Below are 15,667 nucleotides of genomic sequence, written 5' to 3' on the forward strand. Positions count from 1 at the left end.
TCGTGAGGCGGTGGGGGCATGGCTGAGATCGATCCGGTCGCACAGGCCGATGCGGACGCCGTCGAGGAGATCCGCTTCGCCGTCGTGATGAACGGCGGGGTCAGCCTCGCCGTCTGGATCGGCGGGGTGGCGCTCGAGATCGACCGGCTGACCCGCCGCGCCGGCGTGTACGACGAGCTGCTGCGCCGGGTCGGGTCGCGGGCCCGCGCCGACGTCATCACCGGGACGTCGGCCGGCGGCATCAACGGAGCCGCGCTCGCGCTCGCCCAGGTCAACCCGCACGCCGACCTGTCCGTGCTGCGCCAGCTCTGGGCGTCGCACGGGCGGATGGAGGCGCTGCTGCGCACGCCCTTCGTCGGCGCGCCGAGCTCGCTGCTCAAGGGCGACGAGTACTTCCTGCCCAAGCTCGAGCAGGCGCTCGGCGCGCTCACGGTCGGCTACGAGCCGCGCAGCGCGACCGACCGGCCGGTCGACCTGTCCATCACGACGACCCTGCTCAACGGCGCGCGCACGGTCGTCAGCGACTCGCTCGGACAGACGCTCCCGCAGGACGTCCATGCGGGGATCCTGCACTTCCAGCACCTCGAGTCCGAGGACGTCGACGACTTCGGCGACGACGCCATCGCCACGACCGTACGGCGGATGGCGCTCGCCGCGCGCAGCTCCGCCGGCTTCCCGGTGGCCTTCGAGCCGTCGTACATCCCCGTCGACGCGCAGCCCGACCCCACCGCCGACGCGGCCGACGACGATCCGGCCGACCGGGTCGACCTCGGCCATGTCGCCAGCTGGCGCGACCCGGGCAGCACCAAGAGCGACCAGTCCCGCTTCGCCGTCGACGGCGGCGTCCTGGTCAACACCCCGACCGTGCCGGCGCTGGAGCGGATCGACCTGCTGCCGGCGAAGAGCGCGGTCCGCCGGGTGATGCTGCTCGTCTATCCGCACGCGCCCGAGGACCACCCGGTCCCCGGCGACCGCAGCGGCGCGATGCCGACGATCAGCGACACCATGGTCGGGATCCTCGGGGCGATGCGCAGCGAGGCCGGCCGCACCCATGTCGAGCACGTCGAGACCCACAACCGCGAGGCCGCGGAGCGCCGCGCGGGGCGGGCCGACGTCCTGCGCAGCCTGCGCAAGCAGAGCGCGACCGGGTCGCTGGCGGCGTCCATCGAGACGCTGCACGACCAGCTCTTCGACTACTACCGCGACCTCCGGATCCGCCGGGCCGCGCGCGATCTCGCCTCCCGCACGCAGCCGGTGGCCGGCTGGTCGTACGAGCGGGGGCTGCGCGCGGTCGAGGCGGCGCAGCGCGCGATCGACGCCGGTGACGCGACCCCGCGGCTGCCGTACCTCCCCGACGACAGCACCTGGCGCACCACCGAGCCGCCGGCCGGCTGGATGTGGGGTGTCACCACCGCCCAGCAGATCGCCGACGACGCGCTCGACCTGATCCGCCGGGTCACCGCCTGCCTGGTGACCACCCCGGCGGTCACCCCCGCCCAGCAGGACACGCTGTCGACCACCGCCGTCCACCAGGACGACGTCAACGCCGCGCGCGAGCAGGTGAGCCTGGCGCGGGCGACGCTCAGCGCCGACCGGACCCGCTTCGACGCGGTGTGGGACCACCCGCTGCTGCGCGACGTACCGCCCGACCAGGCCTACTGGGAGCTCCGGCTCACCCGCTACCGCCGTGCCTATGTCGCCGGGCCCGACCTGCTCCCCGGCGACGTCCTCCCGCTGCTCGCCACGAAGCCGGACGACGCCGCGCTCGCCGAGCTGATGAAGGCGCTCAACGACGGGATCCCCGGCGCTGCCGGCGCGGAGGTGCACCAGGCGGTCGACGACGTCGTCGCGGCGCTGGTCCGCATCGCGCCCGTCGTCGGCGCGGTCGCGCAGCTGCCGCCCGACCCGGACGAGCGCCAGCTGCTGCGCGCCTGGTCCGAGCTGCTCGCCGGCGCCGACCCGGCCACGCTGAAGACGCGGCTGCTCGAGCTCAACGTGGTGACGTCCTGCCTGAGCAACGCCCCCGACCGCGGCGTCGGCCAGCCGGTCGACCTCGCCCAGATCAGCCTGCAGACCGACAACCGGTTCGCGACGGTGACCCGGCTCGGCGCCGACAAGCTCGGCGGCAACCGGCTCGGCCGGTTCGCCGGATTCCTCAAGGAGTCGTGGCGGATCAACGACTGGACCTGGGGGCGGCTCGACGCGGCGACCATGCTGTGCCGCGCCGTCCTCGACCCGGCCCGGCTGCGGCGCACGACCGAGCCGCCGTCCGCCGACCCGCACGGCCAGGCCCAGCGGTACGCCGACGAGCTGGTCGCCGCGCTCTTCGGCACCGCTCCTGTCGACGACGGCTTCCCCAAGCTGGTCAAGGACGTGGTCGTCGAGCTGGAGAAGTACGTCTTCAACACCGACACGAGCAGCCTGCCGCCGTCCCTGCCCCGGCTGGCGGACCTGTTCGCGTGGGCCATCCAGGCCGACGCCGCGACCGAGGAGCTGCCGGCGCTCGCGCTCGCCGTCGACGCCGACCTGCGCGAGGGCGCGACCCAGGGCTCGGCGGGCATGAGGTTCGTCGACGAGAACGAGCTGCTGCTCGAGGCGCTCAAGGAGCTCCCGATGCATCCGGCCGACCAGGCCGCCGTCCTGCAGCGCCGGCGGATCGGGCTGCGCGCGCTGCGGGCGTTCGACCGCGCCGGGGTGGGCCGCGAGCCGCTCGACCAGGAGCTCGACAGCGACCTGATGATCCGCACCGGCGTCACCGCCGCGGCCGTGGGGATCACCGTCCTCGACAGTCCCAAGCTCGGCATCACGGCGCTGCGGCCGTTCACCCGGACCGCGCGCGGCATCGCGCTGGTGCCCTACTGGCTGGCCCGCGGGCTGACCGGCGGCTCACGGGTCGGTCGCTCGCTGGCGATCGTCGGGCTCGCGCTCGGCGTCGCCATGCTCGGCCTCTCGCTGCTCAGCGGCGCCACGCCGCAGTGGGTCGGCGTCGCCGGGGCCGGCGCGGCCCTCGCCGCCGCCGGGTACGCCGCGCTGCGGACCGGATCGCTGCTGCACAGCCTGGTGATGACCTCGCCGGTCATTCCGCTGCTGGTCTACGCGGAGGTGGTCCGGCAGGGCGGCGCGGCCGACGGGCATGAGCCGTCCGACGTCCCGCGGACACTGCTGCTGATCGGGGCGCTGATCGTCGGCGCCGTCCTGCTCGGCTCGCTGCCGGGCGTGGTCCGGACGCCGACGGCGGTCTACGAGGACCACAAGACCCTCGTGTGGACGGCGGTCGCGGTCGTGGTCGCGCTCGTCCTCGTGGGCGCCGTCGTCCGGGGCGAATGGGGCTGGATCAGCGACCGGCTCGACGATCTCGGGTGGCCGCCGGCGTGGCTCGACATCGTGCTCGGCGTCGTCCTGGCGGGGGTGATCGCCTGGCTGGTCTGGTACGTCAACGGGCAGGCGACGTCCCTGCAGGTGCGCTACCTGCGGCCCGCGAGCGGCGGCCAGCCCGCGGCGTGGCTGCGGATCCGGGTGACCCATCCCGCCGGTGTCGCCTGCGGGTGGGCGCTGATCTACGCGGCGGGCTTCGCGATCATCGCGGCCGCGACGCTGCTGGTCGCGATGCCGTGGCGGCTCGACCTGCGCCACGACGGACACCCGGTCCCGTCGACGTGGGTGCTGTGGGCGATCGTGGTGACGGCCCTGCTGTTCGCCGTCGCCCTGCTCGTCGCGGCGCCGCTGCTGCCGATCCGCGCCAAGGCGCAGCTGGCCGACAGCCTGGAGGCGCTGGCCAAGGTGGGCGCGATCCGCCCGTCGGGCCCGGGCGACAGCTGGACCGCCGCCGTCCAGCGGCACCTGCTCGCGCACGGCCTCGCCTACGCCTACCTCTTCGACACCCAGGCGCAGAGCCTGGTGCTCACCGCGGCCGGCACCGAGCTGGCGGGCCGGGTCGAGGCGGCCGCGCCGCAATCGCCTCTCGACCAGGGCTAGAACACGTTCTACTCTGCTGCGCATGGAACTTGCCGCGATCGAGGAGATCAAGCGCCTCAAGCACCGCTACTTCCGCACCCTCGACCTCAAGCTGTGGGACGAGTACGCCGACTGCCTCACCGAGGACGTCAGCGCCCGCTACGGCACCCAGGCGATGAAGGAGCCCCTGCACTTCGACAGCCGTGCCGCCGTCGTCGACTACATGGCCGGCAACCTCGGCCCCGGGATCGTCACGATCCACATCGCCAACCACCCGGAGATCGACGTCGCCGGCGACACCGCGACCGGCTCGTGGGCGTTCGAGGACACCGTGATCGTGCCGGACTTCAAGGTCCAGATCCGCGGCGGCGGCTACTACGTCGACAGCTACCGCCGCGACCCGGACGGCGTCTGGCGGATCGCCGCGACCCGCTACGAGCGGATCTACGAGGCGATGACCTCGCTCGACGACACCCCCAGCTTCAAGCTCATCGCCAACCGGTGGGACCCGTCGCTCAAGGGGTGAGGGTGCGGTCGATGACCGCCTGCGACACCGAGTGGTACGTCGGCCGCGCGGTCGCGTAGATCTCGCGCGCACGCTCGAGTCCCCGCTCGCTCGCGGCCAGCCGGGTGTAGACGCGGCGGATGTAGAGCGCCCGGCCGTGCCGGTGGAGGAAGTCGGCGAGCGCCCGGTCGACGTCCGGCTCCTCGAAGACGTAGCCGGACGCGACCGCGAGCTCGAGCCACGCCGTGGCGATCTCGATGTTGCCGCTCGCGCTGAACCCGAACCGCCCGTCGACCGCCCGCAGCGTCGCCGCGCCCACGTCGACCGGCAGCGCGCGCACGAAGTGGACCCACTGGTGGCTCACCCAACCGTCGGTGTCGAGGGTCGCGACGTCGGCGCCGCCCAGCAGTGCGGCGACCTGCTCGTCGACCCGGTCGAAGGCGTCGGCGGCGTAGTCGGGGGCGTTGCTCGGCACACCCGGCCCGTGCACCCACGCCTCGAGCTGGAGGTCGTCGGCGCTGACGCCGGCAGGGTCGAGCAGCTCGTCGGAGAGGTGCTTGAGGAAGGTCGCGGTGTCCATCGACTCGAAGGCGAAGCGGTCGAAGTAGTCGCGCAGGAAGGCGTCGAAGCGCTCGCGGCCGACGGTCTCCTCGATCAGCCGCAGGAAGAGCGAGCCCTTCTCGTAGGGGATCTTGGTCGGGCCCTCGTCGGGGTCGCGGCCGGCCAGGTCGAGCTCGAGCCAGGTGTCGCGCGGCGTCTCGTCGGCGACCGCGCGCTCGAGGTCCTGGCGGCCGAGCCGGAGCAGCATGGTGGTGTACGGGGCGCCGTACACCTCCTCGTCGATGCGGGTCTCGAAGTAGACGGTGAAGCCCTCGTTGAGCCAGATGTCGTTCCAGGTCGCGTTGGTGACCAGGTTGCCGGACCAGGAGTGCGCGAGCTCGTGGGCGATGAGCGTCACCAGCGAGCGGTCGCCGGCGAGGATGGTCGGCGTCGCGAAGGTGAGGCGGGGGTTCTCCATGCCGCCGTACGGGAAGCTCGGCGGGAGCACCAGGATGTCGTAGCGGCCCCACCGGTAGGGGCCGTACAGCCGCTCGGCCGCCTCGATCATGGCCTCGGTGTCGGCGAACTCCCAGGCCGCGCCCTCGACGACCGACGCCTCGGCGTAGACGCCGCTGCGCGCGCCGAGCTCGCGGAACTCGAGGTCGCCGACCGCGAGCGCGATCAGGTACGACGGCACCGGCTGCGGCATCGAGAACTCGTAGCGGCCGTCGGTCGATCGCTCGGTCGGGTTCTCGGCGCTCATCAGCGCCAGCAGGTCGCTCGGCACGCGGACCGCGGCGTCGTAGGTGACCCGGATGCCGGGGCTGTCCTGGCACGGGATCCAGGTGCGCGCCAGGATCGGCTGCGACTGCGTGAACAGGAACGGCTTGCCCGACGCCGTCTGCTCCGGCTCCAGCCACTGCACCGCCCGCGCCTCCGGGCTGGTCGCGTACTGGACCACCACGCGGTCGAGAGCCCCGACCTCGATGGTCAGCGCACTGCCCAGCACGGGGTCGTGCGTTCCGAGCGAGAACGGCAGGTCGTTGCCGTCGACGTCACCCACCGCGACCACGTCGAGCTGCCAGGTGTCGAGGACCAGCCGCGTCGCCTGCTGGTCGCGGTGCTCGAGGTCGTACGTCGCCCGCCCGGTCAGGCGGTGGCTGTCGAAGTCGACGTCGAGGTCGAGCGTGAGGTGGCGGACGACCACCTCGTTGGGACGGGCGTGGGAGTGGGGGTCGGCGATGAAGGACCTGGGCACGCGTCCAACCTAGACGGCCGGACGAGCGGGCGTGACGCGGGCGGCGGATGGAGGCCGGGATGGGGCGTGGTCTGCCCCATCCCGGTCGAGGGACCTCGGCTCAGCTGTCGTTGCGAGTGGTGATCGCGAAGACGTGGAGGCGAGGCCGGTCGCAGCCGGAGACGGTGGTGAGGCTTGCTCCCGTCGAGGGCAGGGTGACGCTCGTCAGGGGGGCCGTCTTGCGTGTACCGAGGATGTCGAGCTCCACGACGTAGAGCTTGGCTGCTCCGCTGACGGCGGTCGCCGGCGAGCCGCTGACCAGCCGGCTGACGGTGACCGTCGGCTCGGCGGGATCGAACGAGTCGTCTGCCGCGCGCCAGTCGGCGACGGTGAACGGCATGCCGTAGTTCTGCACGAGGACCGAGCCCCCGGCGTCCTGCCGCACGTCGAATGCTCGATTGGGGAAGGCGCCGACCGACCCACACGAGGCACCGACGAGGAGATCGACGTGGTCGGTGACGATGCCCGATGGCAGCACGATCTCCTGCCCTGCTGCGATGACGTTGTCCTTGCCGTCGGCCCGTTCACCGCGGTGGATCCGCTGCTTGACTTCGGCGATCCCATCCAGGCGAACGGCTACAACTACGGCAACAACAACCCGATCACGTACTCGGACCCGACGGGCACTGCTCCCACCTGCGTGCGGGAAGGAACCTGCATGGCATCGAGCAACGGCTCGGGGGGCGTGCCGGTTCCTTACGCGACGAAGAAGGCTGTTTACGCGTCCACTGCGAAGGTGGCGACCAACGGCACGGTCTCGAATGCGTCGAGGACCGACTACGACGACGCGATGGCAGTTGTCAAAGCCCGTGGAGCTGGCCATCGTGACGACCAGATGGTCGTGGTCGACGGTGTCACGGTCGATGTCGGCGAGGTCATCCGGTCCTACCTGAACGATCACTACACGGAGAAGGGGTTGCCCCTCATCCTGCGGCTTGCCAAGGCCGTCTTCGTGCCCGATCCGGGCCAGTGCTTCGGCAGCAACAGGTCATGGACGGGGTGCGGGCTCGAGACGGTTAGCCTCGTTGGCACATTCTTCCCGCCGTTGAAGGGCGCCAAGGCGGGCAAGGTCGCTGACGCTTGGCACGATGGTGACAAACTCGTCAACGCCGAACGAGCCGCCGACGCGGGACGCAGCCTGGCTCGGAGCTGTCTTCGATCGTTCGCTGGCGAGACACTTGTGCTGATGGCGGACGGCACTAAGAAGCCGATCCGAGAGATTGAGGTCGGGGACAAGGTTGTCGCCACGGATCCCGAGGGGGGCGACCGCGTTACCCGGAACGTGACGCACGTCTGGGTGCACCGGGATGAACTTCATGACCTGGTTCTTGAGGACAGCGTCATCCGCACGACTGAGGATCACCCGTTCTGGTCGGTCACGGACCACCGGTTTGAGCGGGCCGAGGACCTTGGGCAGGAGAAGGTCGTACTGGGAGACGGCGGTCGCCTGTTCCAGGTGTCAGGATTCCGGTCTGGCACCGGACGGATCGCGCCTGCCTATAACCTGTCGATTGAGGGCGTACATACCTACCACGTCGGCAATGACGCAGTGCTCGTCCACAACGATTGCTCAGATGACGCGTGGGACATCGCGATGAACGCGTACGAAAAGCACAAGGCGGAACTTGGTTTCAAGTCGATCGACGATATGGGCGACCGCATCGACGCGGTGATGAATGCCAGCAAGGGCTATCTGCGAGACGACGGCACCCGGTTCTGGATCGACTACGAGAACTCGGCGATCATCTTCCGGGGCCCAAACAAGGGCGTCCCCGGTTCGTTCTACAGGCCAAACAACTTCGATCGAGCCGTAGCCAAGGAAATGGGGAGGACGGTAATGGGGCCATGAAGGCGCATTTCTCGAAGGACGGCGTCGAGCTTGAGCTGGCTCGCCACGAGTACATCTTCGTCTATTTGGCTCTCTCCCATGTCATCGACGGGATCTCCATGGACGACGCTGATTTTCGCAACATCTTGGGTCTGGAGCGGTCCGAAGCCGCGGCGATGCTGGATGGGTTGAGCCAGCGCGAGCTGGGGGCGCGGCAGTCGGGTCAGCATTGGAACCCGGTCCCTCGAGGGGAGCAGTCGCGTAGCTCCGGGGAGTGAGGCTCAGGTGCCGAAGTAGGAGGGAGCGCTGCCGGCGTTCGGCCGACGGAGACCCCAGCGCCGTCTGTGGCTCGTGGTTGGCCGGATGCTGAATGGCGTCAGGCCCCCACCAGCTCGCCCGAGAACCCCGGCGTTCGCCGCGCCCTCCTCGACTTCCGCGGCGCCGTGTTGAACACGTACACCCCCGCCACCACCAGCACCAGCGCGACGGTCAGCCCCAGCCCCAGCGCCTCCCCGAACAGCGGGATCGCGACGAGCGCGGTGACCACCGGGCTCAGCGCGCCGCCGACGGCGGCGATGCTGCTGCCGAGGCGGCGGACGGCGTACGCGTAGCAGAGGGTGGAGAGCAGACCGGTGCCGATGCCCTGGAGGAGTGCGAAGCCGAGCAGGTCGCCCGGGCGGACGGCGCCGGTGAGCAGGTGCGAGGGCATCGCGCCGGTGAGGGCGGCGGTGAGGGCGCCGAGGGTGGAGACGGCGGCGACGGTGACGGCGATCTCGAGCGGCTGGAGCCAGGTCCGCTGGAGGCCGAGGGTGTAGACGGCCCAGGCCGCGCCGGCGAGCAGGAGGACGGCGATGCCGGCGGCGCTCGCGCCTGCGTCGATCATGGTCGCGCTCGCGGCCACGCCCGCGACGATCGCGGCGAGCGCGGCCACCCGGCGCGGCGGGACCGGCTGGCGGCCGAGCAGCAGGAGTGTCACGAACAGCGGCACCGTGCCGGGCACGAGCAGGCCGGTCAGGCCGGCGGTGGTGAGGCGGGCGCCGAGTGCGAAGAGCAGGTAGTGGGGCAGGCCGCCGACGAGCACCAGGGCGACGGTCGCCGTCCGCTCGCGGACCAGGGCGCGCAGGGTCCGGGGGAGCAGGGGCGCCAGCACGAGCAGCGGTACGGCGAACCGCACCAGCGCCGCGTCCGCCTCGGTCAGGCTCGACGTCCCGATCGCCCGCGACGACAGCGCGAACGACGACCACAGCAGCACCGTCGCCGCCAGCGCGCCATAGCCCTGGACGTCACGCCCATCCCGCACAGCAGTTCCTCTCGCAGATCCGACTCTGCGAGCAACGATAGGGAAAACGATAGGGCAGCCGATTGCCAAAACTGCCACGCAGAGGCCCGTTGGTAGCAGAATCTGCCCCGTGGTGACCCTCGATGACATCGACAAGCACATCCTGCTCGAGCTGCAGCTCGACGGACGCCTCACCAACCAGGAGCTCGCCGACCGCGTCGGCCTCTCGCCGTCCCCCTGCCTGCGCCGGGTCCGCGCGCTCGAGCAGGCCGGCGTGATCACCGGCTACCGCGCCGTCGTCTCCCCCGAGGCGGTCGGGCTGAGCATCACCGCCCTGGTTCGGCTCACCTTGTCCTCGCACGCGCAGGACACGGTCGCGGCCGTCGAGCGCGAGCTGCGCGAGGTCCCCGAGATCGTCGAGGCCTACCTCCTCGCCGGTGACGCCGACTACCTGGTCAAGGTCGTGGTCGCGTCCTTCGCCGCCTACGAGGTGTTCGTCCGCGACCGGCTGCGGACCATCCCGTCGCTGGCGTCGATCGAGACGACCTTCGCGTTCGGTACGACGAAGCCGGTGTCGCCGCTGCCGGTCGCCTGAGGCGGGCGACGGCTCAGGCGTCGTCCGGGCGCCGCGCGTCCGAGGCGGTGGCGCGTGCGTGTCGGCCGACCTGCTGGTGCAGGGGCAGGGCGACGTGGCCGCGGCGCTGCTCGCCGGTGCGTGCGTCGACGATCCACAGCCACAGCACGCCGGGGACCGCCGCGCGGATCACCTGGATCCGCGATCGGCGCCGTAGCCGGGGAGCTGGACGACGTCGCCCGGCTCGAGCTGTGCCGCCGCGACGGTCTCGATGGGGTCATCGACCTCGTTGGCCATCCGCTTCCCTTCCCCCGCCTTCAATGAATCACCATATGAAGACTTCTTCAAGTAGTGCTATCGTAGCGCCACCGGTGGCTGGACGATGACAGGGAGGTCGGCGATGGGTGTTCCGCTCTACCAGACCAAGGCCGAGTTCTTCCGCACGCTCGGTCACCCCGCGCGGATCCGGATCCTCGAGCTGCTCGCCGAGCGCGACCACGCCGTGCACGAGCTGCTCGAGCAGATCGCGATCGAGCCCAGCAACCTGTCGCAGCAGCTGGCCGTGCTCCGTCGTACGGCGCTCGTCGTCTCGCGCCGCGAGGGCAGCGAGGTGGTCTACTCGATCAGCGTCCCCGAGGTCCGCGACCTCCTGCTGTCGGCCCGCCGGATCCTGGTCGGGCTCGCCGAGTCGCGCAGTGACTTCGAGGACGAGCTGATGGTTCCCGTGCGCGGATGACGGGCTCGCTGGCAGCGCGCGTCGGCCGGCTGGCGCCGCGGCGCGCGGACTGGGCGCAGGCGAGCCTGCGCCGCGACCTCGCCGCGGGCGTGATGGTCGCGCTCGTCGCCCTGCCGCTGGCGCTGGGCTTCGGCGTCAGCTCGGGCGTCGGCGCGGGCGCCGGCATCGTGACCGCGATCGTCGCGGGCGCCGTCGCCGCGGTCTTCGGCGGCAGCCACGTCCAGGTGAGTGGTCCGACCGGCGCGATGACCGTCGTCCTGATCCCGATCGTCGCCGCGCACGGCGTCGACGGGGTGCTCGTCGTCGGGCTGCTCGCGGGCGTGCTGCTGCTGGTGCTGGCGGTGACCGGCGCCGGTCGGGCGATCCGCTACGTGCCGGTGTCCGTCATCGAGGGCTTCACCCTCGGCATCGCGGTCATCATCGGGCTCCAGCAGCTGCCCGCCGCGCTCGGCGTCGACGTCCATGCCGAGAAGGTCCTGGTGCTCGCCGGTGACGCGCTCCGGGCGTGGGCCGACGCTCCGGCGTGGGGCGCGCCCGCGACCGCGTTCGGCGTCGCCGCGCTCATCGTCGTGTCGGCGCGGGTCCGGGCAGGGTTCCCGGCCGCGCTGCTGCTCGTCGGCCTGGCTACCGCGGCCAACGAGCTGCTCGCCTCGGGCGGTCGGGCGCCCCTGCGCACGATCGGCGCGATCCCGTCCGGGCTGCCCGCGCCGCACCTGCCGTCGGTGCCCTGGGGCGACCTCGACACGCTGCTGATCGCCGCGGTCGCGGTGGCCGCGCTGGGCGCGCTGGAGAGCCTGCTGTCGGCCACGGTCGCCGACGCGATGAGCGTCGGGCAGCGCCACGACCCCGACCGTGAGCTCCTGGGCCAGGGGCTCGCCAATATCGTCAGCCCGCTGTTCGGCGGGATCCCCGCCACCGCGGCCATCGCCCGCACGGCGGTCAACGTCCGCTCCGGCGCCGGGTCGCGGCTCGCGGCGCTCACCCACGCCGTCCTGCTGCTGGCCGTGGTCCTCGTCGCCGCCCGGTGGGTCGGCCACATCCCGCTAGCGGCGCTCGCGGGCGTCCTCATCGCGACGGCCGTGCAGATGGTCCGCGTCTCCAGCCTGACCCCGCTGCTGCGTGCGACCCGCGGCGACGCGGCGACGCTGCTGATCACGGCGACCGCGACGGTCGCCCTCGACCTGGTGCTCGCGGTGATCATCGGGCTCGTCGCGGCCGGCTTCTTCGCGCTGCGCCAGACCGCGACCACCGCGCGGCTGCAGGAGGTGCCGCTCGACGAGAGCGACCACCACGACGAGGAGCGGCGGCTGCTCGACGAGCAGATCGTCGCCTACCGGCTGGACGGACCGCTGTTCTTCGCCGCCGCGCACGACTTCCTGCTCGAGCTCTCCGAGGTGAGGCGGGTCCGCGTCGTCGTGCTGCGGATGTCGCGGCTGACGGCGGTCGACGCGACGGGCGCGCACGTGCTCGCCGACACGATCGGGCGACTCGAGCGGCGCGGCATCACCGTGCTGCTCTCCGGAATCCGGCCCGAGCACCTCGCCGTCCTGCGCCGGCTGGGCGTCGACCAGCAGCTGGCGCACGAGCGGCACCTGTTCGCGACCACACCGGAGGCGATCGCGCACGCCCGCCTGCACGTCGCCCGGGTCGCGCACGATCCCGCGGCCTGAGCCAGGGCGTGCTCAGTCGCCGGGTGCCCGCAGCCGGTGCGCCGTCCCGAGCCACGGCTTGACCCACGTCATGTCCTCCGGGCGCAGCGGCTCGCCGCACGCCGAGCAGGTCTCGGCCCGCGTCGTCTCCGCGCCGCAGGTCTCGTGGACGAGCGCCATGTGGGCGCCGCCCTCGGGCTCGGCGGTGTGTCGCTCGCCCCAGATGGCGAGCTGCTGGAGCAGGGGGAGCAGGTCGGCGGCGGCCTCGGTGGCGACGTACTTCTGGCGGGTCCGGCCGTCGCGCTCGTAGTCGGCGGTGGTGAGCAGGCCGGCCTCGCGCATGGTGCGCAGGCGGCGGCTGAGCACGGCCTCGGAGATGCCGAGGTTGTCGCGGAGCTGCTCGAAGCGGCCGTTGCCGTGCAGGACGTCGCGCACGATCAGCAGGACCCAGGGGTCGCCGAGGACGTCGAGGGAGCGGCGGACGGGGCAGAGCTCCGTCGACCAGTCCGAGCGCAGGGCCATGCGTGCTAGCGTACCGCCCGTGACTTCGTTCAAGAAAGTCAGACTGCATCCGGCCTGGGCGGTCGCTGCGGTCGTCTTCCTCGCGCTGATCGGCGCCGCGGGCTTCCGGGCCGCGCCGGGCGCGCTCATGGTGCCGCTGCACGACGAGTTCGGCTGGTCGACGAGCGTGATGTCGCTGGCGGTGAGCATCAACCTGCTCCTGTTCGGGCTGACCGCGCCCTTCGCCGCGGCGCTGATGGACCGCTTCGGCGTACGGCGGGTGGTCGCCGCCGCGCTCGCCCTCGTCGCGCTCGGCGCCGGCGGCAGCGTCTTCATGACCGCGTCCTGGCAGCTGCTGCTGTGCTGGGGCGTGCTGATCGGGCTCGGCACCGGGTCGATGGCGCTCGTGCTCGCGGCGACCGTCGCCAACCGCTGGTTCGAGCACCGCCGCGGGCTGGTCATGGGCATCCTCACCGCGGGCTCGGCGACGGGGCAGCTGATCTTCCTGCCGGTCGTCGCGGCGCTCGCCGACCACGCCGGCTGGCGGCCGGCCTCGCTCGTGGTCGCGGCGGCGGCGCTGGTCGTCGTCCCCGTCGTGTGGCTGGTCGTCCGCGACCACCCGGAGGATCGCGGCGTCGCGCCCTACGGCGCCCCCGCCGACTGGACGCCGCCCCTGCGCGTCGCCGGCGGCGCCACCCGGCGCGCGCTCGAGGGCCTCGGCTACGCCGTCCGGCAGCAGGCCTTCTGGGCCCTCGCGATCGCCTTCGCGATCTGCGGCGCGACCACCAACGGGCTGATCGGCATCCACTTCATCCCCTCGGCCCACGACCACGGCATGTCCAGTACGACGGCCGCCGGCCTGCTCGCCGCGGTCGGTGTCTTCGACATCGTCGGCACCATCGCGTCCGGCTGGCTCACCGACAAGGTCGACCCACGGCTGCTGCTCGTCGCCTACTACCTCTTCCGCGGCGTCGGCCTGCTCCTGCTGCCGAGCCTGCTCGCGGCGACGGTGCACCCGAGCATGGTGCTGTTCATCGTCATCTACGGCCTGGACTGGGTCGCGACGGTGCCGCCGACGGCCACGCTGTGCCGCGAGATCTTCGGCGAGCGGGGCACCATCGTCTTCGGCTGGGTGTTCGCCGCCCACCAGCTCGGCGCGGCGGCCGCGGCGCTGGGCGCGGGCGTCATCCGCGACTCCTTCGGCACCTACACCTACGCCTGGTGGGCGGGCGCCGGGCTGTGCGCGATCGCGGCGGTGCTGTCGGTCGTGGTCGTCCGCCCGACCGCTCCGACCGGGCCGACCCGGCCGGCCGCGATCGAGGAGGGCTCAGGGGAGCAGGCGACGCCCCTGCCAGACGCCGTGCTCTGACAGCGGTCGGAAGCGCATGAACGCCGACTCGTGATGGAAGTCGCGGCGGCGCTGCTCGGTCATCGCCACCGCATGGGACGGCGCCTCGGCGACCGCCGGGTCGCGGCCGTGGACCATCGACGTCATCTCGCGGACGCTGCGCCAGATCGAGAACGTCGAGAAGGTCCGCGGCGGGCGCATCGCGGCGGTCGAGAACACCGCCGCCGGGTGACCCGCGACCAGCCGCTCGACCGGCTTGCCCCACCGCAGGAAGCGCGGCAGCTCGGGCAGGCGCAGCCGGGCGAGGGTGACCGCGACGATCGGCTCGTCGGGGTCCCAGTCGCCGGCGCGCTGGGGGAGCGGGGCGAGCGCGGCGACCTCGCCGTACCGCCGCAGGTACTGCAGCCGCACGTGCCAGCCCTCCGCCAGCCGACGGCCGAGCGGGTCGGCGTCGAGGAAGCGGTCGAGCGCCGCGGCGTCCTCCCAGGCCGCGAAGACCGCGATCCGGCGCAGCTGCAGGCGTTCGGCCGACACGGTCGGCGCGCCCAGTCGCATCATCGCCATGCACTCCGCGTGCCGCAGCCCGCGGGCCGCCGCCGGCGGCCGGGCCAGCGCGCGCGTGGTGACGTGCGGCGGCAGTTCGGCGAGATGGAAGCTGTGCAGTCCGGTCATCCCAACGCCTTCTCGATCGCCCGCGCACACCCGTGCAGCTCGTGCACCCACCCCGGCACCCGGTCCCGCGAGAACCGCGCCGTCGGCATCGCCAGCGAGATCGCCGCGACCATCCCGTCGGCCAGACGCACAGGGACGCCGATGGCGGACAGGCCGGTCTCGGTCTGCTCGTTGTTGAGCGCGAAGCCGTTCTGCCGTACGGCGCGCAGCGAGCGCCGTACCTTCGTGCGCTCGGCGGGGTCGAGGTCGGCGAGCGCGGCGGCGAGCGCGTCGTCGTCCAGGATCGAGAGCATCGCCTTGCCGCCGCTGCTGAGGTGCGCGGGCAGCGCCTTGCCGGTCCGGTCGCCGACCCGCAGGGGCTGGGTGCACTCGACGGTGTGCACGAACCGCGCCTCCGCCCCGGTCAGCACCAGCAGGTTGGCCGACTCGTCGGTGCGGTCGACCAGCCGCTGCAGGTGCGGTACGGCGGTCTCCCGCAGCCCCGACAGCGGTACGGCGGTCGACGTGGACCCCCGCAGCAGCGGGCCCGCGCGGTAGCGCTTGTCGGCGTCCTGCTCGGCGAAGTCGCGGTAGACGAGCATCGCGAGCAGCCGGTGCGCGGTCGACGGCGACACACCGAGGCGCGCGGATGCGTCGGTGACCCGCATCGGCCCCTCGAGCAGCAGCAGCTGGGCGAGCAGCAGCGCGTTGTCGACCGATTCGATCGCGTACGACGGCCGGTTCCTCACGGCGAGCCCTCCTCTCGGCATTCTGGCGTTCAGAATGTCATTTTCTGTACAGCGGG

General features: G+C 72.3%; 15 protein-coding genes. 8 read left to right on the forward strand and 7 right to left on the reverse strand.

All coding sequences use genetic code 11. From position 1 onward, the window contains the following. The first annotated feature begins 18 nt into the window (after nt 1-18). Both AB4880_RS16970 and AB4880_RS16975 read left to right on the forward strand, forming a co-directional pair. Entirely contained in the window at nt 19-3,975 is a 3,957-nt protein-coding gene (locus tag AB4880_RS16970; protein ID WP_367920405.1) for a patatin-like protein, read from the forward strand. Nucleotides 3,976-3,997: 22 nt separating this feature from the next. After that, a complete protein-coding gene (locus AB4880_RS16975; RefSeq protein WP_367920406.1) occupies nt 3,998-4,480 on the forward strand; it encodes a nuclear transport factor 2 family protein in 483 nt (160 codons plus the stop codon). On the opposite strand, the gene AB4880_RS16980 is transcribed toward AB4880_RS16975, so the two are convergent. After that, complete coding sequence (locus AB4880_RS16980; protein WP_367920407.1) at nt 4,470-6,257, reverse strand: M1 family metallopeptidase; 1,788 nt, start codon at nt 6,255-6,257, stop codon at nt 4,470-4,472. The genes AB4880_RS16975 and AB4880_RS16980 overlap by 11 nt on opposite strands. Before the next feature lie 100 nt (nt 6,258-6,357). Then, nucleotides 6,358-6,681 carry a hypothetical protein gene (locus AB4880_RS16985; protein WP_367920408.1) on the reverse strand — a complete coding sequence of 108 codons (324 nt, stop codon included), beginning with the start codon at nt 6,679-6,681 and terminating at the stop codon, nt 6,358-6,360. A 63-nt stretch (nt 6,682-6,744) separates the two neighbouring features. On the opposite strand from AB4880_RS16985, the gene AB4880_RS16990 reads away from it, so the two are divergent. Continuing rightward, nucleotides 6,745-8,145: a Hint domain-containing protein gene (locus AB4880_RS16990; protein ID WP_367920409.1), complete on the forward strand. Its 1,401-nt coding sequence runs from the start codon at nt 6,745-6,747 to the stop codon at nt 8,143-8,145. Beyond that, the gene (locus tag AB4880_RS16995; protein ID WP_367920410.1) at nt 8,142-8,402 is read left to right on the forward strand and encodes a hypothetical protein; all 261 of its coding nucleotides are present in this window, start codon (nt 8,142-8,144) and stop codon (nt 8,400-8,402) included. Before AB4880_RS16990 ends, AB4880_RS16995 begins: the two co-directional genes overlap by 4 nt. A 98-nt stretch (nt 8,403-8,500) precedes the next feature. Here AB4880_RS16995 and AB4880_RS17000 read toward each other — a convergent pair whose 3' ends face one another. Then, nucleotides 8,501-9,424 (reverse strand): DMT family transporter, encoded by a 924-nt coding sequence (locus tag AB4880_RS17000; RefSeq protein WP_367920411.1) that lies wholly within the window; start codon nt 9,422-9,424, stop codon nt 8,501-8,503. 109 nt (nt 9,425-9,533) lie between these two features. On the opposite strand from AB4880_RS17000, the gene AB4880_RS17005 reads away from it, so the two are divergent. After that, complete coding sequence (locus AB4880_RS17005) at nt 9,534-9,998, forward strand: Lrp/AsnC family transcriptional regulator (RefSeq protein ID WP_367920412.1); 465 nt, start codon at nt 9,534-9,536, stop codon at nt 9,996-9,998. 13 nt (nt 9,999-10,011) lie between these two features. Here AB4880_RS17005 and AB4880_RS17010 read toward each other — a convergent pair whose 3' ends face one another. After that, the gene (locus tag AB4880_RS17010) at nt 10,012-10,170 is read right to left on the reverse strand and encodes a hypothetical protein (RefSeq protein WP_367920413.1); all 159 of its coding nucleotides are present in this window, start codon (nt 10,168-10,170) and stop codon (nt 10,012-10,014) included. A 207-nt stretch (nt 10,171-10,377) separates the two neighbouring features. Between AB4880_RS17010 and AB4880_RS17015 the strand changes: the two genes are divergently transcribed. Both AB4880_RS17015 and AB4880_RS17020 read left to right on the forward strand, forming a co-directional pair. Continuing rightward, complete coding sequence (locus AB4880_RS17015; protein ID WP_367920414.1) at nt 10,378-10,713, forward strand: ArsR/SmtB family transcription factor; 336 nt, start codon at nt 10,378-10,380, stop codon at nt 10,711-10,713. Further along, nucleotides 10,710-12,383 (forward strand): SulP family inorganic anion transporter, encoded by a 1,674-nt coding sequence (locus tag AB4880_RS17020; RefSeq protein ID WP_367920415.1) that lies wholly within the window; start codon nt 10,710-10,712, stop codon nt 12,381-12,383. Before AB4880_RS17015 ends, AB4880_RS17020 begins: the two co-directional genes overlap by 4 nt. Nucleotides 12,384-12,395: 12 nt before the next feature. On the opposite strand, the gene AB4880_RS17025 is transcribed toward AB4880_RS17020, so the two are convergent. Continuing rightward, nucleotides 12,396-12,884, reverse strand: coding sequence for a winged helix-turn-helix transcriptional regulator (locus tag AB4880_RS17025; RefSeq protein WP_367920416.1), 489 nt, complete (start codon nt 12,882-12,884; stop codon nt 12,396-12,398). A 19-nt stretch (nt 12,885-12,903) separates the two neighbouring features. On the opposite strand from AB4880_RS17025, the gene AB4880_RS17030 reads away from it, so the two are divergent. Then, nucleotides 12,904-14,232, forward strand: coding sequence for an MFS transporter (locus tag AB4880_RS17030; RefSeq protein ID WP_367920417.1), 1,329 nt, complete (start codon nt 12,904-12,906; stop codon nt 14,230-14,232). Here AB4880_RS17030 and AB4880_RS17035 read toward each other — a convergent pair. Further along, on the reverse strand, nt 14,191-14,883 hold the full coding sequence (locus AB4880_RS17035) for a hypothetical protein (RefSeq protein ID WP_367920418.1): 693 nt from the start codon (nt 14,881-14,883) through the stop codon (nt 14,191-14,193). The two genes, AB4880_RS17030 and AB4880_RS17035, sit on opposite strands and share 42 nt — an antisense overlap. Next, entirely contained in the window at nt 14,880-15,611 is a 732-nt protein-coding gene (locus tag AB4880_RS17040; RefSeq protein WP_367920419.1) for an IclR family transcriptional regulator, read from the reverse strand. Before AB4880_RS17040 ends, AB4880_RS17035 begins: the two co-directional genes overlap by 4 nt. Nucleotides 15,612-15,667: the final 56 nt, after the last annotated feature.

It is taken from the genome of Nocardioides ginsengisoli (assembly GCF_039537225.1).
Taxonomy (GTDB): domain Bacteria; phylum Actinomycetota; class Actinomycetes; order Propionibacteriales; family Nocardioidaceae; genus Nocardioides; species Nocardioides ginsengisoli.

What these genes read in the sequence shown, in the direction of transcription:
- AB4880_RS17020 (WP_367920415.1), top strand. Translation starts at nt 10,710, where the DNA reads ATGACGGGCTCGCTGGCAGCGCGCGTCGGCCGGCTGGCGCCGCGGCGC.
- AB4880_RS17025 (WP_367920416.1), bottom strand. Translation starts at nt 12,884, where the DNA reads ATGGCCCTGCGCTCGGACTGGTCGACGGAGCTCTGCCCCGTCCGCCGC.
- AB4880_RS16995 (WP_367920410.1), top strand. Translation starts at nt 8,142, where the DNA reads ATGAAGGCGCATTTCTCGAAGGACGGCGTCGAGCTTGAGCTGGCTCGC.
- AB4880_RS16975 (WP_367920406.1), top strand. Translation starts at nt 3,998, where the DNA reads ATGGAACTTGCCGCGATCGAGGAGATCAAGCGCCTCAAGCACCGCTAC.
- AB4880_RS17015 (WP_367920414.1), top strand. Translation starts at nt 10,378, where the DNA reads ATGGGTGTTCCGCTCTACCAGACCAAGGCCGAGTTCTTCCGCACGCTC.
- AB4880_RS17035 (WP_367920418.1), bottom strand. Translation starts at nt 14,883, where the DNA reads ATGACCGGACTGCACAGCTTCCATCTCGCCGAACTGCCGCCGCACGTC.
- AB4880_RS16970 (WP_367920405.1), top strand. Translation starts at nt 19, where the DNA reads ATGGCTGAGATCGATCCGGTCGCACAGGCCGATGCGGACGCCGTCGAG.